Origin of the sequence: Mycobacterium seoulense (genome assembly GCF_010731595.1) — a bacterium.
Taxonomy (GTDB): Bacteria; Actinomycetota; Actinomycetes; order Mycobacteriales; family Mycobacteriaceae; genus Mycobacterium; species Mycobacterium seoulense.
Map to the genome: position 1 here is coordinate 3,564,710 of NZ_AP022582.1, position 26,328 is coordinate 3,591,037.

Below are 26,328 nucleotides of genomic sequence, written 5' to 3' on the forward strand. Positions count from 1 at the left end.
CTACAGGTCGAGCGCGAGCTCGGTCTCTGGAGCGGCCGAGCAGATGAGTACGGTCCCCTGCTCGGGCGGCTCCAGCGGCTGTTGCACGTAAGTGGTGCTCCCCGCAACGATCCCCGTGACGCAGACGTGACAGACGCCGCTTCGGCAGGAGAACCGGGTGGGCACGTCGCAGGCTTCCGCCAGGTCGAGGATGCTTCCATACCGGGATGACCAGTTGACCGTCAGGCCGCTGCGCGCGAAGGTGATTGGCGGGCCCAACCCCTGGACACCTACCGGGGGATGCGGCGGCTTGCGAGGGGCACCGTCGACGATGCCGGGATTGATCGGTGGCAGGGCGCCGAACAGCTCGCTATGGATTCGGTCGGGGTCCAGTCCGCCAGCGGCGAGTGCGTCGCGCATGTCGGTCATGAATTGGGTTGGGCCGCAGAGGTATGCCGTTGCGTCGGTCGGGATACCCAGCGCCGCGATGGCCGCTCCGTCCGGCCGGCCCTGTGTCTGTGTGTAGAAGACCGACTGCCGCGCACTCGGCAAGGATCCGATCAAGGTGGCGACCTCGGTTGCGAACGTTTGCGTTTCGCGATCGCGGGCGGTGTGCAGCCACCAGATGTCGCGGGCGCTGCCGGCCGCCGAGAGCGCGTGCAGCATGGCCAAGACCGGCGTGATCCCGATTCCCGCCGAGATCAGCAACACCGGACCGCCACCATCGGTGAGGCAGAACTCGCCCCGCGGGGCGGCCGCCTCAACGACCGAACCCGGCTCGACGTGGTCGTGCAGCCATCGACTCACCAGGCCACGGCTTTCGCGTTTGACGCTGATGCGGTAATACCCCGCGGCGGGGTCTCCCGAGAGGGAGTAGCTGCGCACCGGTGCGGGCGTGCCCGCGCCGGGCACTCGCACCGTGAGGTATTGGCCGGGAATCGGCGCCGGCAGGGCGACATGGTCGTCGGCCTCAAGCCGGATGGACATCACCTGTGGGCTTTCCCGGCGTATCGCGCTGACGCGTAAGGGGCGAAACCCGTCCCACGCCGGCGGCGCGCCCGGAAGCCGGGGCGTCGATCCCTGGTGCGATTCGAGCATGCCCCGGAACGATTGCTGCCAGCCCGGGCTGAGCGCGGGGACATCGACGATCTTGCGGAGTCGGTCAACGTCGCGGTTCGGCAGGTACAGCAGCGCGTCGACGTCGGCGACGCTGAGCTCGTGGCGACCACGGCGGGTACGCACGATGTCGTCACCGGCGCGGACCCGCCCCTCGGTGATCACCCGAAAGTAGAAGCCCGGGCGCCGTTGGGAAACAAGCAGGTTCGGCATCCTGGGCTCGTTCAGGCGCATTCCGACACGGAAGCAAGTGACGCGCGGCTGGGTGACTTCGAACTCGGCCTCACCGATCCGGTAGCGGTCACCGATGCACACATCGTCGTCGGGTAGCCCGGTGATCGTGAAGTTCTCCCCGAAGTGGCCGGGCACGAGGTCGTCGCGGCCCAGGTACTTCTTCCAGAAGTCGTACGACTCGGTCTGGTACACCATGACGGCACGCTGCTCACCACCATGACCGCCGAGATCACCCTGGCCGTCGCCGTCGACGTTCAGCCGTCGCACCGTGACCGGTCCCTCGACCGGCGCTTTCCAGATCCCCGTGTAGACGGTCTTGCCCCGCCACTGCACGTTCTGGGGCAGCCCCACGTTTACCGAAACCAGCTTGCCCACCGCGCCACCTCCCCGGGCCCTTGATTGGGAGGGCTGACCCAGAGTATGCCGCCCCGCCCGTAGTGCCACAAGAGGCGGGCCTATCGCGCAGCGCCCGTCTCGTGCATACTGGGTTACACAACCCAAAATGCCCGCGCGGCGATTTCCATGAACGTCGGCCGAACGCCGCGCGGCGTGCGAGGGCGAGATTCAGGAGGAACTCATGCCCGCTGTCCATCATCGCTACGCCACGGTCGAGGGTCACCGACTATTCTTCCGGCAAGCGGGCGACCCAAACGCACCCGCGCTCGTGCTGTTGCACGGCTTTCCGACCAGCTCCTACATGTTCCGGCATCTGCTGCCGACACTCGCGGACCGCTATCACGTGATCGCACCGGACTATCTGGGCTTCGGGCTTTCCGACGCGCCGTCCGTGCAAGAGTTCGACTACACCTTCGACGCCCTGACCGACCTCGCCGCCGGATTATTGCGCACGCTCGGTATCGCCAGATACGCAATCTACGTCCAGGATTACGGTGCGCCGATCGGTTGGCGGCTGGCGCTGCGCGACCCTTCGGCGATCACGGCGATCATCACCCAGAGCGGCAACGGTTACGACGCGGGATTCGTCGACAACTTCTGGAAGGTCGTGTGGGCCTACCACCGCGAACAAACGCCCGAGACCGAGGCCGCGGTACGGCAGTTCCTCACGCTGGACGCCACCCGGTGGCAATACGTCACCGGCGTTCCCGACGAGACCCTGGTCGATCCCGAATCCTGGCATCACGACTACGCGCTCATATCGCGTCCGGGCAACGACCTGGTGCAGCTGAAGCTGCTGCGGGACTATGCAACCAACGCGCCGCTCTATCCGCGCCTGCACGAGTACTTTCGCGCCCGCCAGGTGCCCCTGCTCGCGGTGTGGGGTCGCGGCGATGAGATATTCGGCCCAGCCGGCGCCGAGGCGTTCGCGGACGACCTCCCGGATGCCGAGATCCGACTGCTCGACGGCGGGCACTTCCTGCTGGAGTCCGCGCTGGACGAGGCCGCCGAATTGATCCGCCGCTTCCTCGCCAAGGTTGACATGACCGCTTGACCGGGACCGCCGGCGCCTCCGGCGCATCATTGGGTTGGATATCCCATAGTTCGGGGTGCGCGCGAGTTAGCCTGACGCGATGGCCCATCCCGATGTTCAGGACGAACCACGGTTGACCCCCAAGGGGCGTGCCACGCGGGACCGCATCGTGGCGGCGGCCGCCCAACTGATCGTCACCGAGGGACTGTCCGCCTCGAACATGGAGAACGTACGCAGGGCGGCGTCGGTCAGCGGTTCGCAGCTCGCCCATTATTTCGCCGACAAGAGCGCCCTCATTCGCGCGGTGATCCGGCGTCAGATCGGCGTGGTTCTCGACTTTCACCGGCAGCCCAAGCTGGGCGGTCTGGCTTCGTTCGCCGACTTCGAGCGGTGGATCGACCTCAATCTGCGGTACCTCAGGCGCATCGGATATTTCGGCACGCCCACCTATCACGCCCTTGCCGCGCAGCTGGCGAAGTCCGACGATGCGACACGCGAAACGCTGGCGGCCGGCTATTGGCAGTGGATCGACCTCCTCGAGGCGGCGATCCAGCGAATGAAAGATGACGCCACCGTGGTCGCTGAAGCCGACCCGCGAAGACTGGCCATGGTGATCGTCGCCGCCCATCAAGGCGGTGGCACCTTGGCTTTCACCTACCGCGCGGAATGGCCGCATGCCGACGCCGTCCGCTTCGCGATCAACTACCTGCGCGGCTTTGCCACTGATCCCGACGAGCGGGTTGCCAGGCCCGCCCGGCGGCCTCGGCGCCCGGGCAAGGGCCCCGAGCGAACTGACGACAGCCCAACACCTTTTACCCGCAAGGGACAGGCGACACGCGCGCGCATCGTCGAGGTCGCCGCCCGTCTGATGTTCGAGCGCGGCGTCGCCGGCACCAGCATCGAGCAGGTGCGACGAGCGGCCGGGGTCGGCGGCTCACAGATCGCGCACTACTTTCAGGACAAGCGCGAGCTGACCCGCCAGGTGATCGCCGCCCGCCGCGAAGACGTACGGGCCTTCCACACTCAGCCACCGCTGGGCGCCCTCGACACCCTCGACGCCCTCCAGACGTGGGCCGACGCCTGCGTCGCCGACGTCGACGCCGTTTACCGCTTGGGAGGCTGCGTCTACGGCTCTTTGGCGGGGGAATTGATCGACGCCGACGACGAATTGCACGACGATCTCTCCGCCGGTTATGACCAGTGGATCGAGCTTTTCAAGACCGGCCTTGCGGCCATGCGCCGGCGCGGTGAGCTGCGCCCCGACGCCGACCCGCGCCACCTGGCGGTATCGCTTGTCGTCGCGCACCAGGGCGGTGCGATGTTGACATACGCCACCGGGGATCCGGAACCTTTGCGGGCCCCAGTCAACGCCGCCGTCGACTACGTGCGCGCCTTCATGACGCACGCCCGCAAGAGCAGATCCGCTCCGCCGCGCCGCCGCGGCCCGTCCCGAGCCACGTGACGTCACCACCCCACTAGACAGATTGGGACACGTAGCCCATAATAACTGGGTCAGCTGACCCATTACGGGCGGACGCTCTCCGGCTCCGTTCCGCACATCCAGAGATGAATGCCCACTCGGCATTTGGGAGGAGCTTCAAGTGTCGACCACCGAAGCGCCCCAGCTACCCACCGCGCCCGCGGTCGTGCGCGAGCGGCCCGGCGGCGAATCCATGCGTGCCGTCATCCTCGAGGGGTTCGGCGGGCTGGACAGCCTCGTCTACGCCGATATTCCGAAGCCGCTGCCCAAGCGCGGCGAAGTGGTCATCGAGGTCAAGGCGTTCGGCGTCAATCACGCCGAGATGCACATGCGCCGGGGGGAATGGGCCGAAGCCGCCGAAGTCAGCGGCATCGAATGCGTCGGTGTCGTCGACTCGTGTCCGGGCGGCGAGTTCCCCGTGGGCGCCAAGGTGGCCGCGTTGATGGGCGGTCTGGGCCGTACCATCAACGGCAGCTACGCGCAGTACACCCGTGTACGCGCGGCCAACGTCGCGCTCATCGAATCCGAGCTGCCCTGGGCGGATTTGGCGGCGCTGCCCGAAACCTATGCGGTCGCGTGGACCTGCCTCTTCCGCAACCTCGACCTGCAGGCTGGACAAACCCTGGTGCTGCGGGGCGCGACCTCATCGCTCGGGCAGGCCGCGCTCAAGCTGGCCGTGGCCGCCGGCGCGCGCGTCATCGCCACCGCGCGAAGCCGTGGCCGGTTTTCCATGTTGGAGGAGCTGGGCGCCTCCCGCGTCGAATTGGAACGGCGCGACCTGGCCGGCCATCTCCCGGAGGCGAAGCAGGTGGACGCCGTACTCGACCTGGTCGGCAACAGCACCATTCTGGACTCCCTTGACATGCTGCGCCGCGGCGGAACGGCGTGCCTGGCGGGATGGCTGGGCGGACTCGACCCCATCGGGGATTTCAATCCGCTGTTGCGCATGGCCAGCGGTGTTAACTGGAACTTCTTCGGCAGCTTCGTCTTTGGGGTTCCCGGCTTTCCGCTGTCGGACGTGCCGCTGCAAGACATCGCGCGACAGGTCGCAGAGGGCACCCTGGAGGCCAAGCCGTCTCGCGTCTTCTCCTTCGATGAGATACGTGAGGCGCACCGGGTGATGGAAGCGGGGGAGGCCGGCGGCAAGATGGTCGTCGTGATGCAGTGAGCGATAACCGTCGGGGTCGTCAGGCCACTGAAGAAGATCGAGGCCTAGCCGTGCACAAACCGTCCGTCCTGGTTTTCGACGTCAATGAGACGTTGATCGACATTGATTCCCTCGCGCCGCTTTTCACTGAGTTGTTCGACGATGAGCGGATACTTCGCGAGTGGTTCGCCCAGCTGATCATGTACTCGATGTCCGCGACCTTGACGGAGAGCTATGTGAACTTCTCCACCCTTGCCCAGGGCGTGCTGCGCATGGTCGGCGATATTCACCACGTTCACGTCTCCGACGATGACCTGCTCCGCCTGAAGACCGGACTACTCACCATGCCGGCACACCCGGATGCCGCGGAAGGGCTGGCCCGGCTGCGAGACAAAGGATTTCGTCTCGTCACGCTGACCAATTCACCGCCCAACCCGGACGGACCCACCGCCCTGCAGAGTTCCGGGCTGGCCGGGTTCTTCGAACGACAGCTGAGCGTCGACGCCTGCCAGGCCTTCAAGCCGGCGCCCGCGGTCTACCGGTACGTATGCGAGACACTCGGGGTGGCACCTTCCGACTGCATGATGGTGGCCGCGCACGTGTGGGACACCCTCGGCGCCCAGAATGTCGGCTTCAGTGCGGCGCTCATCACGCGTCCCGGCAACCCACCGCTGCCGGTCGAGGGGCTGGCCCAGCCGAATCTCGTGGTGGCTGACATGCATCAGCTGGCCGAGGAACTCACCGAGGGATGGCGCCATAATTGACGCATGGCCACCGCAGACGGATTCCACCCGGACTTCGACGAGAAAACATCGAACACCACCCGCAGCCGGGTGCACCACATCAAGGCGTCGGAGATCAGCTCCGACACCGCCCAATCGGACGGGCTTCGACGCTTCGCCGCGCTGAGCGGCTCGTCGGTCGGTGCCGAGAAGCTCTGGATGGGCGAGACACATGCATTGCCGGCGACCGCGTCGTCCAACCACCATCACGGCGACTCGGAAACCGCCATCTACGTGCGCAGCGGCCACCCGGAGTTCGTCTTCCACGACGGCGCACAGGAAGTGCGCATCTCAACGTCGCCCGGGGACTACATCTTCATCCCGCCGTATCTGCCGCACCGCGAGGAGAACCCCGACCCGACCACGCCGGCGGAGGTGGTCATCGCGCGCAGCACGCAAGAGGCCGTCGTGGTGAACCTCCCGGCGCTCTACCCCCTCTAAAGCGTTCCGTAAACCGCGATTTCGACTAGATTCCCATCGACGTCGCGGCAGTAGTGCGAGGTCATCGGGCCCAGCGCGCCGGTTCTGGTCACCGGTCCCGCGACGATCTCCGCCCCGCACTCCACCAGGTGGGTGCGCACCTCGTCGGGGCTGCTGCAGGTGATGAAGCACAAGTCCTGGGAACCGGCCAGCTCGACCGAGCCGGTGACCCAATCCGGATCGTGGGCCAGTGCCCCGACCGGTCGAAGGTTGAGTTTCTGCTCCCCGAACCGCAGCGCGATCCGCGCGGACGGCCCGAACGTCTCCCTCCGCATGCCGAGCACCCGCTCGTACCACGCCGCAGTCGCCTCCACGTCGTTGCAGTTCAGCACGACATGGTCGATTCGTTCCACCGCAATCCCCACCGTCGGCCCTCCTGTGCTGCGCGAAAAGCATTCGCCGCCAGAGTAATCCGAGCATCGGGGACGACGGTCGCCGGGCGTGGGCTCAAACCTGCTTTACCCTCCCGGCAACCAGACGTTTTAATGCGTCTTATGACCACCCGAGCATTGGACCTCGAGGCCCTTGGGCGCCCCCGTGCTGGTGCTCGAACGCATCAGTTTCGGCAAGGGCGACAAGCCCCTCGAGGTCGTCGAGTTCCACTATCGTCCCGAGCGGTACCGGTTTTCGGTAACGCTGCCACGGACCATGCCGGGTCCCGGCGCCGGGATCGTCGAGCGGCGTTCGACCGACTGACTTAGCCGGCTGACCGACCCTGCCCCGGGCACTCAGCCGATTCTCAACAGATTCTTCGGTGACTCATGGCTTGTCTCCCAGCATCCGCAAAGCCACTGGCCGCAGCATATTTTCATGACGAACGAGCCCATGTGCGCGAGCCTTGTCGAGCGGTACCTGCGCACCCGCGGGCGACGCTATTTCCGTGGCCACCACGATGGCGAATACTTCTTCGTCACCAGCGCCCACCCGCGACGCCTGCACGTCCACCTCGAGATCTCGCCCGCGCACGGCGATGTGCTGATCATTCGGGTAAGTCCCGGCTGCTTCTTTCCCGCCACCGAGCGCCCCTGGCTGGTGCACTTCTCCGACACGTGGAACCGCGACGAGCGGGAGGTGACCGCGATCGTGCACGGTTCGTCCGATCCGCAGCGGATCGGCGTGGTGGCGCGCCGGTCCCATTGGATTCGGCAGAACGTTTCCTTCGAAGATTTCGCCGCCTTCGTCGACCGCACGATGACGGACGCGACGGAACTCTTCGCCGTCTTGCGCCCGGGCGTCGAGCTACCGACGGTCCATCCGTTGCTGCGCGACGCCGGCTGACCCCAGGACCCCCCGAATTCTCCGCGGGCCGCCCGACCTTACGAGCAAACGAAAACGGTATTCTCTAATTCGGAGAGTAGAATTTGCGGGGCCGGGGAGGTTTGAGAGCTAAGTCACACCGGCAATCAGTAGCAAAGCGCGGGAACACGACAGCGGGGAGCCATGACGGGCAGCGGCAATGAGGTGGCCGACAACCACGAGACCACCAAGTGGGACCCGGCCTTCACCGAGCAGGTCAGCAAGACCCTCGGACCGATCATCAAGCGGTGGTATCGGGCCGAGGTGCGCAACATAAGCAATGTCCCGTCGTCCGGGGGAGCGTTGGTGGTGTCCAACCATTCGGGCGGCATGCTGACGCCGGACGTACTGATCTTCTCCCCGGCGTTCTACGAAGAGTTCGGCTACGACCGCCCGGTCTACACGCTGGGCCATTACGGCCTGTTCATGGGCCCCCTGGACGGCTGGCTGCGCCGCCTCGGGGTCATCGAGGCCAGCCGTGAAAACGCCGCCGCGGCCCTGCATTCCGGCGCCGTGGTGCTCGTCTTCCCCGGGGGCGACTACGACTCCTACCGGCCCACCTTCAGTGCCAACACCATCGACTTCAACGGACGCACCGGCTACGTGCGGACCGCCATCGAAGCCGGGGTGCCGATCGTCCCCACCGTCTCGATCGGCGGGCAGGAGACCCAGCTCTTCTTGACCCGCGGCAACTGGCTGGCGCGCAAGTTGGGGCTGACGAAGGCGCGCATGGACATCTTGCCGGTGAGTCTCGGGTTCCCCTTCGGCCTGAGCGTGATCTTCCCGCCGAACCTCCCGCTACCCGCCAAGATCGTCACCGAGGTGCTCAAACCGATCGACGTCATCGCCCAGTTCGGCGAGGATCCCGACGTCGACGAGGTCGACGCCCACGTGCGCGGGGTCATGGAATCGGCACTCAAGCGACTGGCCGCCCAGCGCCGGCTGCCCATCCTCGGCTGAACCGGCAACAACCGATGGCTTGGGCCTCGATACCATGCGAAAACATCCGCAGCACAAGCTGATTCCAAGCGTCCTGGCGTCGGCGCAGCGAGGTGGCGGGTGAAAAGGCTCAACGGCATGGACGCGATGCTGCTCTACAGCGAAACGCCCAACCTGCACACGCACACGCTGAAGGTGGCGGTCATCGACCCCTCCGACCCGGGGTTCGGTTTCGAGGCCTTCCGCCGTCACGTGCGCCGGCGGCTGCACCTGCTGGAGCCGTTGCGCTACAAGCTCGTCGACATCCCCTGGCAGCTTCACCACCCGATGTGGCAGGAGGACTGCGGGGTTGACCTCGACTACCACCTGCGTCGGGTGCGGGTGCCCGCGCCGGGCGGGCGACGAGAACTCGACGCCGTCATCGGCGAGGTTGCCTCGACCCCCCTGGACCGCAGCCGCCCGCTCTGGGAGTTCCACTTCGCCGAGGGCCTCGCCGGCGGCCGGTGCGCGTTGATCGGCAAGGTGCACCATGCGCTGGCCGACGGCGTGGCCTCCGCCAACCTGCTGGCCCGCGCGATGGATCTGAAGGATGCACCGGCCGACGAGCGCGACAACGACGAGGCGGGGACCACCGCCTCGACCGCCGACCTGCTGCGGGCCGCCGCACGCGATCACGCCCGGCAGATCGCCGACCTGCCGGGGCTGGTCAGGGACGCCGCCGTCGGGCTGACCCGGGTTCGTCGCCGGTCCAAAGAACGCGGTGGCCATCCGGATCTGGCCGATACCTTCGATGCACCGCCGACCTTCCTGAATCACGTCGTGTCGCCCCGGCGGCGGTTCGCCAGCGCGACGCTGTCGCTGGCCGACGCCAAGGCGACGGCCAAGGCGCTGGGCATCACCGTTAACGACCTCATACTGGCGACGGTCGCCGGCGGCCTGCGCACGCTGTTGTTGGCCTATGACGGCGCGGCCGACCGGCCGCTCATCGCGTCGGTGCCGACGGCCACCGACAAGTCGGACCGCATCACGGGCAACGAGATCAGCGGTCTGATGATCTCGTTGCCGGTCCACGTCGCCGCTGCCGCCGAGCGGGCGCGGCTGGTGGCACTGGCGACCCGAATCGCCAAAGAAGACCACGAGATTCTCGGCCCGCAGCTCTACGGCCGACTGATGGCCTACCTCCCGACGGCCATTGCCCCGGCGGCGTTCCGCTGGCTGGGGCGGCGCGACGCGCCGAACAAGCTGATGAACGTGGCGGTCTCCAGCGTGGTGGGCCCCCGCGAACGCGGCCACTTCGGGGGCGCGACGGTCAGCGAGATCTACTCGACCGGCGTGTTGTCCCCGGGCGCCCCGGTCAACATCACCGTGTGGAGCTACGTCGACCAGCTCGGCGTAGCCGTGCTCACCGACGACCGCACGTTCAACGACCCGCACGAGGCCACGGATGCGATCAGCGCGTCCTTCGCGGAATTGCGCTCCGCCGCAGGCATTTCCAGCTAGACCGAAAGTACCGCGTCCAACACCGAATAGAACAGGCCCAAGCCGTCGTCGGACGGGCCCGTCAACGCCTCGATGGCGTGCTCGGGATGCGGCATCAGTCCGACGACACGACCGTTGGCGGAGCTGACGCCGGCGATGTCATGCAGCGAACCGTTGGGGTTGTCGTGGTAGCGGAACACCACCCGGCCCTCGCCCTCGAGTTCCTCGACGACGTCCGCGGGGGCGACGTAGCGGCCTTCGCCGGATTTCAGCGGCACCAGCAGGTCCGCGCCGGGCTCGAAACGCGACGTCCATGCCGTCGACGTCGACGCCACCCGCAGCCACACGTCGCGGCAGACGAAGTGCAGGCCGGCGTTGCGGGTCAGCGCGCCGGGGAGCAGCCCGGCTTCACAGAGCACCTGAAACCCGTTGCAGATTCCCAACACCGGCATGCCCCGCTGCGCGGCGGCCACCACTTCGCCCATCACCGGGGCGAACCGGGCGATCGCCCCCGCCCGCAGGTAGTCCCCATAGGAGAACCCGCCGGGCACCACCACGGCGTCGACGCCCTTGAGGTCGGCGTCGGCGTGCCAGAGGCTGACCGCGTCGGCCCCGACCCGGCGCGCCGCCCGGGCGGCGTCGACGTCGTCCAGGGTCCCGGGGAAGGTGATGATGCCGATTCGTGCCGTCACCGGGGCTCCCGGCTGATCGTCCAGTCCTCGATCACGGTGTTCGCCAACAACGTTTCCGCTATTTCGGCGAGCACCGAATCGTCGACGGTGTCGTCCACTTCGAGTTCGAATCTCTTGCCCTGCCTGACATCTGAGATCCCCGGATGACCGAGGCGGCCCAGCGCGCCGACGATCGCCTGACCCTGTGGGTCGAGAATCTCCGCTTTGGGCATCACATGAACGACTACCCGGCCCACCGGCGCTCCTCCTCAGGTCTGTTTCCGCGCCAACTCTACCGGCGAAAGTGCAGCCCGACCGCTACGGGCACGAGGCAATGTAGGCCTCACACAGGGGCGCGGTCATCGCGTTCAGCACCGGGTCGTCGGGCATCGCCGGCCACGCGACCTGCGGCGGCCCCGACGACCAGAGGGTCAGCTCGCTGATCGTGCTGCTCGCCGGGTGGGCGACCAGGTAGGTGTGCATGACGACCGGACCGCTGATCACGGCGGCCATCCGGTTCGTTTCGTCGCTGGTGATCGACGGTGACTGCTGCGGCGCCCGCTGCTGGCAGGACCGCAGCGCGCCGACGGCGTTGCCGAACACCGACGCGGCGATGGCGCCGCCGCTGGCGGTATCGCCGCGCCAGTGCAGGATCTGAGCCTGTAGCTGCCACTGCCCGTCGGGGTGGGTCACGGTGGCGCGTGCCACGACCGCCGAGTCCCGCGGGTCCCGCGGTACCGGGGGCGTGGCGCACAGTTCCTCGAACCGGAATCTGGGGCCGGGCGTCGCCCCGGTCACTTGCGCCGCCAGGCCCGCGAGCGCCGGCCAACCGTAAACCGGGTTCAGCGGCACGGCGCGGCCCTGGATCCACGCGGAGTCGGGAATCTGGTCGCACACCGGCGGGCAGGCCTGCGGCTCGGCGTGCCCGGGAACCGCGACGATGAAAGCCATCGCGAAGCCGCCGACCACCACCATGGTCGCCAGGATCACCCGCATCGGCCTCACTCCCGTCAGGGCACAATCGTAATCATGCAACTGACCCATTTCGGCCACTCCTGTCTACTTGCCGAATTCGACCACACCCGGGTGCTCTTCGATCCTGGAACCTTCGCGCACGGGTTTGAGGGCATAACGGGGTTATCGGCCATTCTCATCACCCACCAACACCCCGACCACGTCGACGGCACCCGCCTGCCCGCTTTGCTCGAGGGCAACCCGGATGCCGCGCTCTACGCCGACCCGCAAACCACCGCCCAGCTCGGCGCGCCTTGCCAGGCGGTGCACGTCGGTGACCAGCTACGGATCGGTGAACTGACGGTTCGCGCCGTCGGCGGCAAACACGCCGTCATCCACCCGGAAATCCCTGTGATAGAGAACATTTCGTTCCTGGTAGGCGATGCTGATCATCCCGCCAGGCTGATGCATCCCGGTGACGCGCTGTTCGTGCCCGACGAGCCGGTCGACGTCTTAGCGACACCGGCGGCGGCCCCGTGGATGAAGATCTCCGAAGCCGTCGACTACCTGCGCGCGGTGGCACCGGTGCGCGCGGTGCCCATCCACCAAGGGATCATCTCCCCGGATGCGCGGGGCATCTACTACGGCCGGCTCACCGAGATGACCACCACCGATTTCCAGGTGCTGCCCGAGGAGGACGCGGTCACGTTCTGACCGCACCCGGCCTAGGCGATGTCGTCGGCGACGCCGCGGCCGGCGGCGCGCCCCGAAAAGATGCAGCCACCAAGGAACGTACCCTCGAGGGCGCGGTAGCCGTGCACACCACCCCCGCCGAATCCGGCCACCTCGCCGGCGGCGTACAGGCCGTTCAGGGGTGTGCCGTCCGTCTTCAGAACTCGGGCAGCGAGATCGGTCTCTATGCCACCCAACGTCTTTCGGGTCAGGATATGCAACTTGACCGCGATCATCGGCCCCGCCTTCGGATCGGTCAGCCGGTGCGGTGCCACCACCCGGCCCAGCCGGTCGCCCAGGTAACCGCGGGCGGCGCGGATCGCGGTGATCTGGCCGTCCTTGCTGAACTTGTTGGCCACCTCGCGGTCACGGGCGGTCACCTCGGCCTCCACCGTGGCATAGTCCAGCGGCACCACGCCGGGCAGCTTGTTCATCGCGGTCACCAACTCCCGCAACGATTTCGCGCTGACGAAGTCCACTCCCCGGTCGACGAACGCCTGCACCGGCCCCGGCGGCCCAGAACGCGCGCGGTTACGCAGCAGCTCGCGCAGGCTCTGCCCGGTCAGATCGGGATTCTGCTCCTGTCCGGACAGGGCGAATTCCTTTTCAAAGGTTCTGGTGTTCAACACAAACCAGGTGTAATCATGCCCGGATTTGGTGATGTATTCCAACGTGCCGAGAGTGTCGAACCCTGGGTAGAGCGGCACCGGCAACCGCTTGCCGCTCGCATCGAGCCACAGCGACGACGGCCCGGGAATGATGCGGATGCCGTGCAGCGGCCAGATCGGGTCGTAGTTGGTGATGCCCTCGGTGTAATGCCACATCCGGTCCGGGTTGATCACCCGCGCGCCGGCCTGCTGGGAGATGCCGATCATCCTGCCGTCGACGTGGGCGGGCACCCCGCTGAGTAGCTGCTCGGGTATGCGGCCCATGCGCTTGGGCCAGTTCCTGCGCACCAGCTCGTGGTTGCCGCCGATGCCGCCGCTGGTGACGATCACCGCGGGTGCACGGAACTCGAATTGCCCCACGGAAGTTCGTGACGACGCCACGCCCCTGGGTACGGCCGAGGGTTCCAGCACGGTGCCCCGGACGCCGGTCACCGCGCCGCCTTCGACGATCAGCTCATCAACCTGGTGGCGGTGCGCGAAGCGCACCGTCGAGCGGTCCCGCAGCTGACGGGCGAAGATCTCAACCAGGGCGGGCCCGGTGCCCCAGGTGATGTGGAAGCGGGGCACCGAATTTCCGTGTCCCTGTGCGTCATAGCCGCCGCGTTCGGCCCAGCCCACCAGCGGGAAGATCTTCAGCCCCCGGTCACGCAGCCAACGGCGTTTCTCCCCCGCCGCGAAATCGACGTAGGCGTGCGCCCATTGGCGTGGCCAGTAGTCCTCGGGCCTATCGAACGCCGCGGTTCCGAGCCAGTCCTGCAAGGCGAGCTCGTGGCTGTCGCGAATCCCCAGCCGTCGCTGTTCGGGGCTGTCGACGAAGAACAGACCGCCGAACGACCAGAAGGCCTGCCCACCCAGGTTGGCGCTGCTCTCCTGGTCGAGGATCAGCACCCGCAGGCCCCGGTCCACCAATTCGCACGCGGCCACCAAGCCCGCGAGTCCGGCCCCGACGATGATGGCGTCGGCGCCGAATCCCGCGGCCGAAGAATCGCTCATGTCGGACCAGGGTAATGCCCGTGGCGGGCGAGCTGAGGTGATGCTTGGTCAGGCCGCGTCGAGAATCGCCTTGTCCCGCCGCCAACGGTAGACGGTCGGTGCGCAGCCGTGCATCAACGACAGGTCGACGGCATCCACCATCGCCTGCAGCGGGCCGGGTTTGCGGAGGTGACGGGCGGCCACGGCGACCCGGACCACGCCGCCGCGGCGGGCGATCCGCTCGGCGGACAGCACCACCATCCGGCACCACCACGGTTCGGTGAGGAAGCCTTCGCCGATGCCCAATACGCGGGAGCGCACGGTGGAGTGCCGAACCAAGTCGGTGATGCCGTGCAGGTCGGCGAGCATCCGAAAACCGTTGTCCGGCAATGCCTTGACGACACCCGGGGACACCACCCATCCGGGTGCCGCAAACAGCCGGGTGCGCAACCCGAGGTGCTCGAGCACCCGGTCCGCGGCCATCAGCCGCAGATTGGCCTCGTGGGCGCGCAGGATCGCGAATTCACCGCGGCGCTTCTTGGTGGCCGCGTCGTCATAGCCGTGCAGCACGATGGCGTCGCCGCCGGAGCGCCGGTTGGTCAGCCATTCGACCGTGCGCGGGTCCCGGTCGAGTCGATAATCACCGCTGAGCCGTGGTGCCACCAACAGCGACACCGGGACGCTGCGGGCATCCATTTGCGCGCAGAACGCCTCGACGTCGGACAGGGTGCGCTCGCCAATCCCTGAGACCGAGACGATCAATTTTCCAGCCACACCCGCAGTTTGACGATCTCAGGTGTCGGAATGGTGAAGGACACGCAGACGGCAGGCGTATATCGCTGCCGCGGAGCCGCAGGTCCCGGCGATCTGCGCCACACGGTAAGGGCCTGCGGGCGGCGGCGGCGAGAATCGGTTCGATATGCTAAGCAACGCCATGGATCAGGCCCCGTACGCAGCGGCCGACATTCCGCTGCCCTACGACCCCGCCCCGCAGCTGGGCGAGGGTGAGCGGGACTATCCCGACAAGCTCGACGCCGGCCTGTTGCGGATTTCCGGCGTGTGCATCCTGGCCACGGTGATGGCGATCGTGGACGTCACCGTCGTCAGCGTCGCCCAGCGCACCTTCATCGACCAATTCGCTTCCTCGCAGGCCGTCGTCGCATGGACGATGACCGGCTACACGCTGGCGTTGGCGACCGTCATACCGATCACCGGGTGGGCGGCCGACCGGTTCGGCACCAAGCGACTTTTCATCGGCTCCGTGCTGGCCTTCACGCTGGGTTCCCTGCTGTGCGCGCTGGCCGCAAACATCTTGCAGCTCATTGCCTTTCGCGTTATCCAGGGTGTCGGCGGCGGCATGCTGCTGCCCCTGAGCTTCATGATCTTGACCCGTGAAGCCGGCCCGCGACGGCTCGGTCGCCTGATGTCGATCCTGAGCATCCCGATGCTGCTCGCCCCGATCGGTGGCCCGATCCTGGGTGGCTGGCTCATCGACGCCTCCAGCTGGCGGTGGATCTTCCTGATCAACCTGCCGCTCGGGCTCCTGACCATCGCGCTCGCCGGGATCATCTTTTCCAGGGACCACCCGGCGCGGTCGGAAACCTTCGACCTCGTCGGGGTGCTGCTGCTGTCACCCGGGCTGGCGATCTTCCTGTTCGCGGTGTCGTCGATTCCGCATTGCGGCACCGTTGCCGACCGCCGCGTGCTGATACCGGCGGCCATCGGCCTGGCCTTGATCGCCGGGTTCGTCGCCCACGCCTGGCGCCGCGCCGATCATCCCCTCATCGATCTGCGGTTGTTCGGCAATCCGGTGCTCACCCACGCCAACGTGACGATGCTGGTGTTCGCCGCGGCGTTCTTCGGCGCCGCGCTACTGCTGCCCAGTTACTTCCAGCAGGTGCTGCACCTGACGCCGATGCAGGCGGGTCTGCGCATGGTTCCCCAGGGACTCGGCGCCATGCTGACCATGCGGCTGACCGGGCCGTTGGTGGACCGGCAGGGGCCGGGCAAGATCGTGCTGGTCGGTATCGCGCTGATCACCGCCGGCCTGGGCACCTTCACCGTCGGCGTCGCCAGGCAGGCCGACTACTTCCCCACGTTGCTGATCGGCCTGGCGATCATGGGCCTCGGCATGGGATGCACCATGATGCCGCTGTCCGTCGCCTCCGTGCAGGCGCTGACCCTGCACCAGATCGCCCGCGGAACGACGCTGATGAGCGTGAGCCACCAGGTCGGCGGATCGATGGGGACCGCGCTGATGTCGATGATCCTGACCAATCAGTTCAACCGCAGCGACAACATCGTCGCCGCGAACAAGCTGGCCGCCTTGCAGCAGAAAGCCGCCGTGACCGGGGTCCCGGTCGATCAGTCCGCGATACCCCAGCAAGCGCTGGGCACAAATTTTTGGGCCAACGTGGTGCACGACCTTTCCCATGCCTACACGGCCGTATTCGTGATCGCGGTGGTGTTGGTGGTGTCGACGATCATTCCGGCGTCCTTTCTGCCGAAAAAGCCGGCGAGCCAAACATTGGGTCAATAGCGGAGACGATCCAGCGCGGCCGGTGGCAGTTAGTGGGGTGCGTAGCGCGCAATCGGTGAAGGTCGCGAGCGGCCGGGTGATGCTTTGCTGGGCCGCCCTGGGCAAAAGGCCGTCCCCGACGGCGGCTACAGGTCTTTGGATGCCCGGACCACCGCTACGACACCGCGCTCGGCTCGTCGACTTTTCCGGTGGCGCCAAGATTTCAGCTGTCTGCCGTACCGACGAGTGCGCGAGCGGTTCGTCGCCGGACCTGCCACCGGAAACGCCTCCGTCCAGCGGCTCTTAGCTCCGGACGGAGCCAAACGCCTAAAAGCGTCGGCGGGGGGGTATTGAAATGGCTATGCTCGGCGACACGATGCAGAAGGCCTATTCGAGCTTGCCCGACTCACCGGTGCCCACCGCGGACGTCGGGGAGTCCCGCGACGTCGCCGCCAGCGACTACCCCGACAAGCTCGACGCCCCACTGCTCCGTATCGCCGGGGTTTGCGGGCTGGCCTGCATCATGGCGATAGTTGACAACACCGTCGTCGCCGTAGCGCAACGAACATTCATCGATCAGTTCAAGTCCACCCAGGCCATCGTCTCGTGGACCATGGCCGGCTACATGTTGGCGTTCGCGACCGTAATTCCCATAACCGGGTGGGCGGCCGATCGGTTCGGCACCAAGCGACTCTTCATGGGCGCGATTCTGTCGTTCGCGCTCGGTTCGCTGCTGTGTGCGGTTGCGCCAAACATTTTGTTGCTGATTATCTTTCGGGTCTTGCAAGGCATTGGCGGCGGAATGCTCTTGCCGCTCAGCTGGATGATCTTGACGCGCGAGGCGGGCCCAAAGCGGGTCGGCCGCCTGATGGCGGTCGGAGGGATTCCGATTCTGCTCGGCCCAATCGGCGGGCCGATATTGGGTGGCTGGCTCATCGACACCTACGGCTGGAAGTGGATTTTTCTGGTCAATCTGCCAATGGGGCTGGTTACTTTCGTCCTCGCGGCAATCCTGTTCAGGAAAGACCGCCCAGCCCCGGCGGAAGCGCTCGACGTCGTCGGCCTGCTGCTGTTGTCGCCTGGCGTGGCGATTTTCCTGTGTGGTGTGTCATCCATCCCCGGACGACACACGATTGCCGACCCCTTCGTGCTGATACCAGTGTTTGCTGGCCTGGCCCTCATCACCGCGTTCGTCGTGCATGCCTGGTACCGAACGGACCATCCGCTCATCGACCTGCGACTGTTCAAGAATCCGGTCGTTACCGAGGTCAACGTGACGCTGCTGGTCTTCGCCGCCGCCTCGGTTGGCGCCACGCTGCTCATACCTAGCTACTTCCAGCTCGTGTTGCACGAGACGCCCATGCAGGCTGGGTTGCACTTGGTGCCGGTCGGACTGGGTGCGCTGATTACCCTGCCGCTCGCCGGGGCGTACATGGACAAATATGGGCCAGGGAAGATCGTGCTCATCGGCCTCCCGGTAATGGCAGTGGGCCTGGGTATCTTCACCTGGGGAGTGGCTAGGCAGGCTCATTATTCGCCGATGCTGCTTGCGGGGCTGACGATCACGGGCCTTGGCGTGGGCTGCACCACCACTCCGCTCTCCGCGGCGCTCATGCAGTCACTCGCTCCGCACCAGATCGCCCGGGGTACCACGCTGGTAAGCGTCAACCAGCAGCTGGGCGGTTCAGTAGGGGCCGCTTTAATGGCAGTAATTCTGACCAATCAGTTCACCAGCGACGAAACCCTCGTTGCCGCGAGCAAGCTGGCATCACTTCAACAAGAAGCCGACAAACGCGGGATACCGGTTAATCCGTCGGAGATCCCACGACAGACCCTCTCCCCTGATTTCGGCAGCCATGTGATGTCCACCCTCTCCCACGTGTACACGTTGATGTTTGCGCTGGCCGTCGCCCTGGTGGCGTTCACGATCATTCCAGCGGCCTTTCTGCCCAGAAAGCCACCGATCCTCCTGCTCGATGCAGAGCCGGAGTAGCCGTCGACAGCATTGCGCTACCACCGGGCGGCGTACTTAGTAGCTGCCCCGTTCGCGATTACCGCTGCGGACCGCCTCCGCAACCTTCTTCCAGGCCGCCGCCATCGCGGCGGCCGGAGGCGACAGCTAGCAGCCACGCGTACTGGAATGCGGTTTCCTGCCAGGCCTTGTAGCGGCCACTCACGCCGCCGTGCCCGGCGTTCATCTGGGTCTTGAGCAGGACCGGACTACCGTTTCCGTTGGCGTGCCGCAACGCGGCCACCCACTTGGCGGGCTCCACGTAGTAGACCCTGGTGTCGTTGAGCGAAGTCATGGCCAGAATGGCCGGATACCGCTTGGCCGCAACGTTCTCATACGGCGAATAGGACTTCATGTAGAAGTAGACGTCCTTGTCCTCCAACGGGTTTCCCCATTCGTCCCACTCGGTCACGGTCAGCGGCAAGGAGGGATCGAGGATGGTGGTCAGTGGGTCGACGAACGGGACCTGCGCAAGGATCCCGGCGAAGAGATCCGGCGCCAGGTTGGCGACGGCACCCATCAGCAGGCCGCCCGCGCTGCCACCCAACGCCACCAGTTGCCCGGGCCGGGTGACGCCGGTGTCGACCAAGTGCCTTGCCACCGCGACGAAGTCGGTGAAGGTGTTCTTCTTCTCCAGCAGCTTGCCGTGCTCATACCACGGCCGGCCCATCTCCCCGCCACCGCGGACGTGGGCGATGGCGAACACCATGCCGCGGTCCAGCAGCGACAGCCGGGCGATGGAAAAGCTGGGATCGGTGCACATCTCGTAGGCGCCATAGCCGTAAAGCAGCGCGGGCGCCGGAAATTCGATACTGACGCGGTGCACGATGGACACCGGGATGCGGGCGCCGTCGTCGGCGATCGCCCAATCACGCCGCTCGACGTAGTCGGCGGTGCGGTAACCGCCCAGCACGGGTTGCTCGCGCAGCAAGGTGCGTTCGCCGGTGGCGAAGTCGATGTCGTACACCCGGGCCGGGACGACGAGCGACCCCGCTCTGATCCGCAGCTTGGGCGCGTCCCAGTTGGGGTTACCGGCGGGGCCGGCGGACATCAACTCGGAGTCGAACGTAATCTCCTCGGGCTCAGCGTAGTTCCCCGCGGCATCGATGTCCCACACCTGCAGGCGAGGCAACGCCTCCCGCCGATAACTGACCACCAGATGGCGGGCGAAGGCGTCCACGCCGTCGAGCCGCACGTCGTCACGGTGCGGGATCAGGGTGCGCTGCTGGGTCGGGTCGCTCACCGGCGCTTCGGTCAGCGTGAAGTTGACCGCGTCCTCGTTGTGCAGGATCAGGAATCGGTCCTGGCCACCGACCACCGCGTGCTCGACCGCGTACTCGATGCCTTCGCGCCGTGGCAGCACGACGGTGAACCGTGCGTGCGGATCGGCGGCGTCGGCGTACCGGTACTCGGAGGTGATGGACGAACCCGATGCGATGAAAATGTAGGCCTCGCTACGCGTGAGCCCCACGCCAAGCCAAAACCGTTCGTCTGCCTCGTGATACACCAGCTCCGACGACTCGCCGGAGCCCACGCGGTAGCGCCAAACCTTGTCGGGGCGGTGGGCCGCATCCAGAGTCAGGTAGTACACGGTGCTGTTGTCGGCAGCCCAGGTCGCGCCCGCGCCGATGTCGGCGATCTCGTCGCCATACAGCTCGCCGGTGCGCAAGTCCTTGAAGCGCAACGTATAGCGTTCGTCGCCGACGACATCGACCGAATAGGCCAGCAGATTTCCGTCCAGGCTTACCGTGGCGGCACCGAGCGCGAAGAATTCGTGGCCGTGCGCCTCGGCGTTCGAGTCGAGCAGGATCTGCTCGCCGGGAATCTCGGTGTCCTCCTCCAGGATCGGCGGATCCCAGTCATCGGGATCGCTCACCGGGCAACGGCACTGGACCCGGTACTGCTTACCTTCGAAGGTGCGGGCGTAATACCACCAGTCGCCCTGCCGCGTCGGCACCGATAGGTCGGTCTCCTTGGTTCGCGCCTTGATTTCGTCAAAAATCTTTTGCCGCAGCGGTTCGAGATCAGCCGTCATCTCATCGGCGTAGTCGTTCTCCGCCTCGAGATAGGCGATGACATCGGCATCGGACTTGTCGCGCAACCATTCGTAGGGATCGATGAAGACGTCTCCGTGATGCTCGCGTCGGGTCTCCTGCCGCTTGGCGACGGGTGGTACCGGCGGTATGTCCAGCTTGCCGGCGCGGGCTTCCGTCATGCGCCGATCCAATCGCCAAAACGCAAGCCCGAAATGCGTTCGTAGGCATCGATATAGCGGTCCCGGGTGGCGTCGATGATGTGGTCCGGCAGTGGTGGTGGCGGCTGCGAGCCGTGGCGGTCCCAGCCGGACTCGGGGCTGGTGAGCCAGTTACGGACGAATTGCTTGTCGAAACTCTTCTGCACCACCCCGACCCGGTAATCCTCGGCCGGCCAGTATCGCGAGGAGTCGGGAGTGAAGATCTCGTCGGCCAGCAGCAGGTTTCCGTCGCGGTCGGTGCCGAACTCGAACTTGGTGTCGGCGATGATGATTCCCTTCGTCAGGGCATGATCGGCGGCCTGAACATAGATCTCCAGCGTGCGGTCGCGCAGCTGGTTGGCGCGCACCCCGCCCACCAACTCGATCACCCTGTCGAACGAGATGTTCTCGTCGTGGTCCCCCAGCGCGGCCTTCGTCGCCGGCGTGAACAGCGGTTCGGAGAACTTGCTGGCCTCGACCAAGCCGGGCGGCAAGGTGATGCCGCAGACCTTGCCGGTCGCCTGATAGTCCAACAATCCCGACCCCGTGAGGTACCCGCGCGCCACACACTCCACCGGGAGCATGTCCAGCCGCTGCACCACCAATCCCCGGCCCAGGACCTCATCGGGGATGCGCGGGTCGTCCGGCGGCCCGGCCAGGTGGTTGGGCGCGTCGACGAGACCGAAGAAGAAGACGCTCATGGCGGTCAGGATGCGGCCCTTGTCCGGGATGGTGCTGTCGAGGACGTAGTCGTACGCCGAGATCCGGTCGGTCGCGACCAGCAGCAGATGTTCGTCGTCGACACGATAGATCTCGCGTACCTTGCCGCTTGCCAGGTGCTGGTAGTCGGACAGTGCAGGGCGCATCGGGCCAGCCTATCGGGCACCTCGGAAGGGCACATGCGTCGGTAGCTGTGCTGGGATCGAGACATGACACCACGGTTGCTGCCCTACTCCACCAGGCCAGGCCGACTGATGGCCCAGCTCCTCAGCGATTTCGCCGTCATCATGTGGACGGGGCTGTGGCTACTCGTCGGCCTGGCGGTTTACGACGCCGTGTCGACGATCGCCGAGGCCGGCAGGCAGGTCGAGAGCGGGGCGCACGGCATCGCCGGCAATCTGGCGTCCGCCGGCCACGGCGCCCAGCGCATCCCCGTGGTGGGGGACGCGATCAGCAAGCCGCTGAACTCCGCGAGCCAGGCGGCACTGGACCTTGCGGGCGCGGGCCACGACCTGGACTCCACCGCGAGCTGGCTGGCGGTCCTGCTCGCGATGGCCGTCGTCGCGGTCCCGATTCTGATGGCCGACGTGCCCTGGCTCCTGCTGCGGCTGCGGTTCTTTCGGCGCAAACTGACGGTGAGCGCCCTGGCCGCAACCCCGGCCGGCGAGCAGCTGCTGGCCCTGCGGGCATTGACCAACCGGCCACCGGGTCAGCTCGCCGCGGTCAGCGGGGATCCGGTCGGCGGGTGGCGCCGGGAGGACCCGGTCACCATCCGGGCCTTGGCCGCGCTCGAGCTACGGGCGGCGGGCATCTCGATTCGCGCGGTGTAGCAGCGCGCGGCCGAGGAGCAGCAGCCCGGCGACGACGACAACGAGCCACGCCGCCAACGCATCCCAGAAGAAGACCAGCGACACCGTCGACAACGAGCGGTGGCCGGTCTCGGCCGCCATGGCGTAACTGGCCGCGGAATACATGCCCAGCGGGAAGACGAACGCCCACCACACGCCGGCGAAGTGCAGCATGTTGGGACGCCGGCTGATCCGGTGCAGGCCGAAGTACATCAGCGGCGGGATCCACAAGGTGGCCACCAACCACGTCATGACGGTGACCGTGCGCACCGGCCCGGCCAGCCAGTCCGGAGCCAAAGCGTGGATGTCGTCACCGGCCAGCGTCGCAATCGCCATGCCGCCCATCAGGATCCAGGTGTCCGGCTCGAACCCGTCCCGGTCCTGTCGCTCGTTGACGACGCGCCAGAGGATCAGCCAGGTCATCAGCCCATAGATGACGATGGCCGCGACCCACACCGCCACGGCCACGGCGAGCCACCAGCGGTGACCGGTGTGGTAGGCCGCGCGCGCGATGACGATCGCCAACCCGGACGTTCCCACGCTGCCCAGCTCCCAGGCCCCGTGGGCATGGTCGCGCAGCGTCGTCCACCGGCGCGCCATCATGTTCCGCGCAGTGAGCCCGATCAGCACCAGCCAAGAACACAGCCCCACCGCCCCGAGCCCCCGCAACACCCACACGTTGGACTGCAAACGGGTGTCGATGACCGCGCAGGCCGCGACGAAGGTGAACAACCGGAGTGTGACATCGGGATTCGTCAGATCCCAGCGCGACATCCGGCGCCTCCCGACGGCGGTCGTAGCCACCAGGATCACCAGGAAGACCAGGCCGGCGGAGGCGAGAACGCCCAGCGTGTCACTGATCAAGCCATAACCGTGGTGGCGTCCCGCGATCGACAGGATCCCCGTTGCCATCACCGCGGCGAAGACGTCCGGCGTCGGCTCGACACCGGAGCGCCGAAGCCTCACAGCTCCTCGAGGAGTTCCACGACCAGGTGGCGGATGCCGGTGTGCCGATTACTGCGGGCCCATTCGACCGGCCGTACCACCCGCACGGCGCCGAACCGGGACAACAGTTCCTCATAGAGCACCCGCAATTCCAGCCGGGCCAGGTTGGCACCCAGGCAATAGTGCACGCCCTGACCAAAACCTAAGTGCGGGTTCGGCTTCCGCGAGATATCGAATTCATCGGCGCGCTCGAACACGCTGGGGTCGCGGTTGGCCGAGCCCTCCCAGATTTGAATCTTCTGTCCCGCCTCGATCGACTGCCCGCCGAGGGTGACGGCGCGGGTGGCGGTGCGTCGCTTGGACGGTGACGGCGACGTCCACCGCACGATCTCCTCGACGGCGGTCGGCAGCGCGTCGAGATCCGCACGCAGCGCCCGTAGCTGCTCGGGGTGTTCGGCCAGCGCCAGCAACCCCCCGGCGACCGCATTGCGCGTCGTCTCGGCACCGGCGCTGAACAGCAGGCTGAAGAACAGGTAGAGCTCGAGGTCCGACAGCGACGGCGCATCCGCATCGTCGACCATCGCGTTCGCGACGACCGACAACATGTCGTCGGTCGGCTCGGCCCGCTTGGATGCGATCAACTGCTGGCCGTACTCGTACATCCGCGATCCGGCCTCTTCCACCGACAACTGGGAAAGCGATGCCTTGCGTGAACCGCCGAAGTCGAACTGCGGCTCGATGGCCTCGAACAGCCAATGCCGTTCGGACTCGGGCACTCCCAGCAAGATGCAGATCATCTGCATGGGCAGCTCCGCGGCGATGTCGACCAGGAAGTCGAACGGTTCACCGGGCACCACAGCATCCAGCAGCCGTCGCGCCCGCGTCCGCAGATCGTCTTCGACCAGCCGGATCATCCGCGGCGTCAGCCCGGAGCTGACGAGCCGCCGGATCTGGGAGTGCCGCGGGTCGTCCATCATGTTGAGCACCTGACCGGCGATGGCCAGGTCCTGCAGCAGCGTGCCGCCGTATGGCCGCCCGCCGCCGGTGACCGATGAGTAGGTCACCGGATCCTTCAGCACCTCAAGCGTTTCCGTGTACGTGGCGACCGACCAGAAGCCCTCGCCGTCGGGGGTGTTGTCGGTCGGCTCGTGCCAGTACACGGGAGCCTCGCGCCGGTGGATGGCGAACAGATCGTGCGGAAAACCGTTGGCAAAGTTGTCGAGATCGGTGAAATCGATCCCCGTCAGCTCGCCGGCGAGGGTCACAGGATCGCGCCCGGGGCGTACTTGGCGGCATCCGGGTAGCGGCTCACCAACGCGTCGACCATCGCGGCCACCTCGTCGACCTGGTCACCGGCGGCACCGATGAACGCCTGCTTGTCGGCCAGCGCGGCGTCCAGCGCCGCCCGGTCCAGCGGCAGCCGCTCATCTGCGGCCAACCGGTCCAGCAGGTCGGGTTCGGCGCCGTGTTCCCGCATGGCCAGCGCCGTCGCGACCGCGTGTTCGCGGATCACGTGGTGCGCGGCCTCGCGCCCCATGCCGGCGCGGACCGCGGCGATGAGCACCTTCGTCGTGGCCAAGAACGGCAGGTAACGATCCAGCTCGCGGGCGATCACCGCGGGATAGGCGCCGAACTCGTCGAGCACGGTCAAGAACGTCTCGATCTGCCCGTCGACGGCAAAGAAGCTGTCCGGCAGGGCAACTCGGCGCACGACCGAGCAGAATACGTCGCCCTCGTTCCACTGCGCGCCGGCCAGTTCGGCGGCCATCGAGGCGTAACCGCGTAGCACAACCTGCAGCCCGTTGACCCGTTCACAACTGCGGGTGTTCATCTTGTGCGGCATCGCCGACGAGCCGACCTGGCCCGGGGCGAATCCCTCGGTGACGAGCTCGTGCCCGGCCATCAGCCGGATCGTGTGGGCCATCGACGACGGGCCGGCGCCGAGCTGAACCAGAGCCGAGAGCACGTCATGGTCGAGCGAACGGGGATACACCTGTCCGACGCTGGTCAAAACGGTTGCGAAGCCGAGGAATTGGGCGACGCGTCGCTCCAGTTCGGCCAGCTTGGCCGCGTTGCCGTCCAGCAGGTCCAGCATGTCCTGGGCGGTGCCCATCGGGCCTTTGATGCCGCGCAGCGGGTAGCGGTCGATCAGCTCGCGCAGCCGGGTCAGCGCGATCAGCGTCTCTTGCGCGGCGGACGCGAACCGCTTGCCCAACGTGGTGGCCTGCGCGGCGACGTTGTGGCTGCGCCCGGCCATCACCAGGTCGCGGTACGTCACCGCCCGCTCGGCAAGCCGCGCCGCAACGGCGATCCCGTGCGAGAAGGTCAGTTCCAGCGACCGCCGGATCTGCAGCTGTTCCACGTTCTCGGTCAGGTCACGGCTGGTCATGCCCTTGTGCACGTGCTCCTGACCGGCCAGCGCGTTGAACTCTTCGATGCGGGCCTTGACGTCGTGACGCAGCGCCCGTTCACGCTCGGCGATCGAGGCCAGATCGACGTCCTCGAGCACCCGCTCGTAGTCGGCGATGGCATCCTGCGGAACGTCGACCCCGAGCTCCGCCTGCGCCCGCAGCACCGCCAGCCATAGCCGGCGCTCCGCGACGACCTTGGCCTCCGGCGACCAGATCGCGACCATTTCCGCGCTGGCGTACCGGGCGGCCAGGACGTTCGGAATGCTCACAGACATAGAGCTTAC

The 26,328-nt window shown here is 66.8% G+C and carries 24 protein-coding genes and 1 pseudogene; 13 read left to right on the top strand and 12 right to left on the bottom strand.

Features of this window, described 5'->3' with window-relative positions; all coding sequences use genetic code 11:
* Nucleotides 1-1,704 carry an MOSC and FAD-binding oxidoreductase domain-containing protein gene (locus G6N37_RS16455; RefSeq protein WP_163681955.1) on the bottom strand — a complete coding sequence of 568 codons (1,704 nt, stop codon included), beginning with the start codon at nt 1,702-1,704 and terminating at the stop codon, nt 1-3.
* Nucleotides 1,705-1,906: 202 nt separating this feature from the next.
* Between G6N37_RS16455 and G6N37_RS16460 the strand changes: the two genes are divergently transcribed.
* From G6N37_RS16460 to G6N37_RS16480, 5 genes are all read left to right on the top strand, one after another.
* A complete protein-coding gene (locus tag G6N37_RS16460; protein WP_163681957.1) occupies nt 1,907-2,779 on the top strand; it encodes an alpha/beta fold hydrolase in 873 nt (290 codons plus the stop codon).
* A gap of 79 nt (nt 2,780-2,858) precedes the next feature.
* Nucleotides 2,859-4,220: a TetR/AcrR family transcriptional regulator gene (locus tag G6N37_RS16465; RefSeq protein WP_163681959.1), complete on the top strand. Its 1,362-nt coding sequence runs from the start codon at nt 2,859-2,861 to the stop codon at nt 4,218-4,220.
* Nucleotides 4,221-4,359: 139 nt separating this feature from the next.
* Complete coding sequence (locus G6N37_RS16470) at nt 4,360-5,406, top strand: zinc-binding alcohol dehydrogenase family protein (RefSeq protein ID WP_163681961.1); 1,047 nt, start codon at nt 4,360-4,362, stop codon at nt 5,404-5,406.
* Between the two features lie 50 nt (nt 5,407-5,456).
* Nucleotides 5,457-6,149, top strand: a complete 693-nt coding sequence (locus tag G6N37_RS16475; RefSeq protein ID WP_163681963.1) for a haloacid dehalogenase type II — start codon at nt 5,457-5,459, stop codon at nt 6,147-6,149.
* A 3-nt stretch (nt 6,150-6,152) separates the two neighbouring features.
* Nucleotides 6,153-6,608, top strand: a complete 456-nt coding sequence (locus tag G6N37_RS16480; protein WP_163681965.1) for a cupin domain-containing protein — start codon at nt 6,153-6,155, stop codon at nt 6,606-6,608.
* Here G6N37_RS16480 and G6N37_RS16485 read toward each other — a convergent pair.
* Complete coding sequence (locus tag G6N37_RS16485) at nt 6,605-7,012, bottom strand: VOC family protein (protein WP_163681967.1); 408 nt, start codon at nt 7,010-7,012, stop codon at nt 6,605-6,607. The genes G6N37_RS16480 and G6N37_RS16485 overlap by 4 nt on opposite strands.
* A 157-nt stretch (nt 7,013-7,169) precedes the next feature.
* On the opposite strand from G6N37_RS16485, the pseudogene G6N37_RS16490 reads away from it, so the two are divergent.
* From G6N37_RS16490 to G6N37_RS16505, 4 genes and pseudogenes are all read left to right on the top strand, one after another.
* Nucleotides 7,170-7,343 (top strand): annotated as a pseudogene (locus tag G6N37_RS16490) (UTRA domain-containing protein); the annotation flags it as partial.
* A 114-nt stretch (nt 7,344-7,457) separates the two neighbouring features.
* A complete protein-coding gene (locus G6N37_RS16495) occupies nt 7,458-7,925 on the top strand; it encodes a carotenoid oxygenase family protein (protein ID WP_163681969.1) in 468 nt (155 codons plus the stop codon).
* 162 nt (nt 7,926-8,087) lie between these two features.
* On the top strand, nt 8,088-8,903 hold the full coding sequence (locus G6N37_RS16500) for a lysophospholipid acyltransferase family protein (RefSeq protein ID WP_163681972.1): 816 nt from the start codon (nt 8,088-8,090) through the stop codon (nt 8,901-8,903).
* Nucleotides 8,904-9,002: 99 nt separating this feature from the next.
* Nucleotides 9,003-10,382 carry a WS/DGAT/MGAT family O-acyltransferase gene (locus G6N37_RS16505; RefSeq protein WP_174813842.1) on the top strand — a complete coding sequence of 460 codons (1,380 nt, stop codon included), beginning with the start codon at nt 9,003-9,005 and terminating at the stop codon, nt 10,380-10,382.
* On the opposite strand, the gene purQ is transcribed toward G6N37_RS16505, so the two are convergent.
* The 3 genes from purQ to G6N37_RS16520 form a co-directional block, all read right to left on the bottom strand.
* Nucleotides 10,379-11,053 carry a phosphoribosylformylglycinamidine synthase subunit PurQ gene (gene purQ, locus G6N37_RS16510; protein ID WP_163681974.1) on the bottom strand — a complete coding sequence of 225 codons (675 nt, stop codon included), beginning with the start codon at nt 11,051-11,053 and terminating at the stop codon, nt 10,379-10,381. The two genes, G6N37_RS16505 and purQ, sit on opposite strands and share 4 nt — an antisense overlap.
* The gene (gene purS, locus G6N37_RS16515; protein WP_163681976.1) at nt 11,050-11,289 is read right to left on the bottom strand and encodes a phosphoribosylformylglycinamidine synthase subunit PurS; all 240 of its coding nucleotides are present in this window, start codon (nt 11,287-11,289) and stop codon (nt 11,050-11,052) included. The genes purQ and purS overlap by 4 nt, the downstream gene beginning before the upstream one ends.
* Nucleotides 11,290-11,350: 61 nt before the next feature.
* On the bottom strand, nt 11,351-12,085 hold the full coding sequence (locus tag G6N37_RS16520; RefSeq protein ID WP_179961851.1) for an ATPase: 735 nt from the start codon (nt 12,083-12,085) through the stop codon (nt 11,351-11,353).
* Between G6N37_RS16520 and G6N37_RS16525 the strand changes: the two genes are divergently transcribed.
* Nucleotides 12,062-12,700 (top strand): MBL fold metallo-hydrolase, encoded by a 639-nt coding sequence (locus G6N37_RS16525; RefSeq protein ID WP_163681980.1) that lies wholly within the window; start codon nt 12,062-12,064, stop codon nt 12,698-12,700. The two genes, G6N37_RS16520 and G6N37_RS16525, sit on opposite strands and share 24 nt — an antisense overlap.
* 11 nt (nt 12,701-12,711) lie before the next feature.
* On the opposite strand, the gene G6N37_RS16530 is transcribed toward G6N37_RS16525, so the two are convergent.
* Both G6N37_RS16530 and G6N37_RS16535 read right to left on the bottom strand, forming a co-directional pair.
* Complete coding sequence (locus G6N37_RS16530; protein WP_163681981.1) at nt 12,712-14,379, bottom strand: FAD-binding dehydrogenase; 1,668 nt, start codon at nt 14,377-14,379, stop codon at nt 12,712-12,714.
* Between the two features lie 48 nt (nt 14,380-14,427).
* On the bottom strand, nt 14,428-15,132 hold the full coding sequence (locus G6N37_RS16535) for a DUF2334 domain-containing protein (protein WP_163681983.1): 705 nt from the start codon (nt 15,130-15,132) through the stop codon (nt 14,428-14,430).
* A gap of 145 nt (nt 15,133-15,277) precedes the next feature.
* Between G6N37_RS16535 and G6N37_RS16540 the strand changes: the two genes are divergently transcribed.
* Together G6N37_RS16540 and G6N37_RS16545 are read left to right on the top strand one after the other, a co-directional pair.
* Nucleotides 15,278-16,897 carry a DHA2 family efflux MFS transporter permease subunit gene (locus tag G6N37_RS16540; protein WP_232075054.1) on the top strand — a complete coding sequence of 540 codons (1,620 nt, stop codon included), beginning with the start codon at nt 15,278-15,280 and terminating at the stop codon, nt 16,895-16,897.
* 340 nt (nt 16,898-17,237) lie between these two features.
* Nucleotides 17,238-18,869, top strand: coding sequence for a DHA2 family efflux MFS transporter permease subunit (locus G6N37_RS16545; protein ID WP_163681988.1), 1,632 nt, complete (start codon nt 17,238-17,240; stop codon nt 18,867-18,869).
* Nucleotides 18,870-18,927: 58 nt separating this feature from the next.
* Here G6N37_RS16545 and G6N37_RS16550 read toward each other — a convergent pair whose 3' ends face one another.
* Both G6N37_RS16550 and G6N37_RS16555 read right to left on the bottom strand, forming a co-directional pair.
* Nucleotides 18,928-21,102 carry a S9 family peptidase gene (locus tag G6N37_RS16550; RefSeq protein ID WP_163681990.1) on the bottom strand — a complete coding sequence of 725 codons (2,175 nt, stop codon included), beginning with the start codon at nt 21,100-21,102 and terminating at the stop codon, nt 18,928-18,930.
* Nucleotides 21,099-21,986, bottom strand: coding sequence for a phosphoribosylaminoimidazolesuccinocarboxamide synthase (locus G6N37_RS16555; protein ID WP_163681993.1), 888 nt, complete (start codon nt 21,984-21,986; stop codon nt 21,099-21,101). The genes G6N37_RS16550 and G6N37_RS16555 overlap by 4 nt, the downstream gene beginning before the upstream one ends.
* Nucleotides 21,987-22,049: 63 nt before the next feature.
* Here G6N37_RS16555 and G6N37_RS16560 point away from each other — a divergent pair, with 63 nt between their 5' ends.
* Nucleotides 22,050-22,670 (top strand): hypothetical protein, encoded by a 621-nt coding sequence (locus G6N37_RS16560; protein ID WP_163681995.1) that lies wholly within the window; start codon nt 22,050-22,052, stop codon nt 22,668-22,670.
* On the opposite strand, the gene G6N37_RS16565 is transcribed toward G6N37_RS16560, so the two are convergent.
* The 3 genes from G6N37_RS16565 to purB are packed head-to-tail and all read right to left on the bottom strand — an operon-like array spanning nt 22,635 to nt 26,313.
* Nucleotides 22,635-23,654, bottom strand: coding sequence for a tellurite resistance/C4-dicarboxylate transporter family protein (locus tag G6N37_RS16565; protein WP_163681997.1), 1,020 nt, complete (start codon nt 23,652-23,654; stop codon nt 22,635-22,637). The genes G6N37_RS16560 and G6N37_RS16565 overlap by 36 nt on opposite strands.
* A complete protein-coding gene (locus tag G6N37_RS16570; protein WP_163681998.1) occupies nt 23,651-24,898 on the bottom strand; it encodes a cytochrome P450 in 1,248 nt (415 codons plus the stop codon). Before G6N37_RS16570 ends, G6N37_RS16565 begins: the two co-directional genes overlap by 4 nt.
* Nucleotides 24,895-26,313, bottom strand: a complete 1,419-nt coding sequence (gene purB / locus G6N37_RS16575) for an adenylosuccinate lyase (protein ID WP_163682000.1) — start codon at nt 26,311-26,313, stop codon at nt 24,895-24,897. Before purB ends, G6N37_RS16570 begins: the two co-directional genes overlap by 4 nt.
* Between the last annotated feature and the right edge of the window lie 15 nt (nt 26,314-26,328).

What these genes read in the sequence shown, in the direction of transcription:
- G6N37_RS16460 (WP_163681957.1), top strand. Translation starts at nt 1,907, where the DNA reads ATGCCCGCTGTCCATCATCGCTACGCCACGGTCGAGGGTCACCGACTA.
- G6N37_RS16465 (WP_163681959.1), top strand. Translation starts at nt 2,859, where the DNA reads ATGGCCCATCCCGATGTTCAGGACGAACCACGGTTGACCCCCAAGGGG.
- G6N37_RS16480 (WP_163681965.1), top strand. Translation starts at nt 6,153, where the DNA reads ATGGCCACCGCAGACGGATTCCACCCGGACTTCGACGAGAAAACATCG.
- G6N37_RS16495 (WP_163681969.1), top strand. Translation starts at nt 7,458, where the DNA reads ATGACGAACGAGCCCATGTGCGCGAGCCTTGTCGAGCGGTACCTGCGC.
- G6N37_RS16500 (WP_163681972.1), top strand. Translation starts at nt 8,088, where the DNA reads ATGACGGGCAGCGGCAATGAGGTGGCCGACAACCACGAGACCACCAAG.
- G6N37_RS16525 (WP_163681980.1), top strand. Translation starts at nt 12,062, where the DNA reads ATGCAACTGACCCATTTCGGCCACTCCTGTCTACTTGCCGAATTCGAC.
- G6N37_RS16530 (WP_163681981.1), bottom strand. Translation starts at nt 14,379, where the DNA reads ATGAGCGATTCTTCGGCCGCGGGATTCGGCGCCGACGCCATCATCGTC.
- G6N37_RS16540 (WP_232075054.1), top strand. Translation starts at nt 15,278, where the DNA reads ATGCTAAGCAACGCCATGGATCAGGCCCCGTACGCAGCGGCCGACATT.
- G6N37_RS16545 (WP_163681988.1), top strand. Translation starts at nt 17,238, where the DNA reads ATGCTCGGCGACACGATGCAGAAGGCCTATTCGAGCTTGCCCGACTCA.
- G6N37_RS16550 (WP_163681990.1), bottom strand. Translation starts at nt 21,102, where the DNA reads ATGACGGAAGCCCGCGCCGGCAAGCTGGACATACCGCCGGTACCACCC.
- G6N37_RS16555 (WP_163681993.1), bottom strand. Translation starts at nt 21,986, where the DNA reads ATGCGCCCTGCACTGTCCGACTACCAGCACCTGGCAAGCGGCAAGGTA.
- G6N37_RS16560 (WP_163681995.1), top strand. Translation starts at nt 22,050, where the DNA reads ATGACACCACGGTTGCTGCCCTACTCCACCAGGCCAGGCCGACTGATG.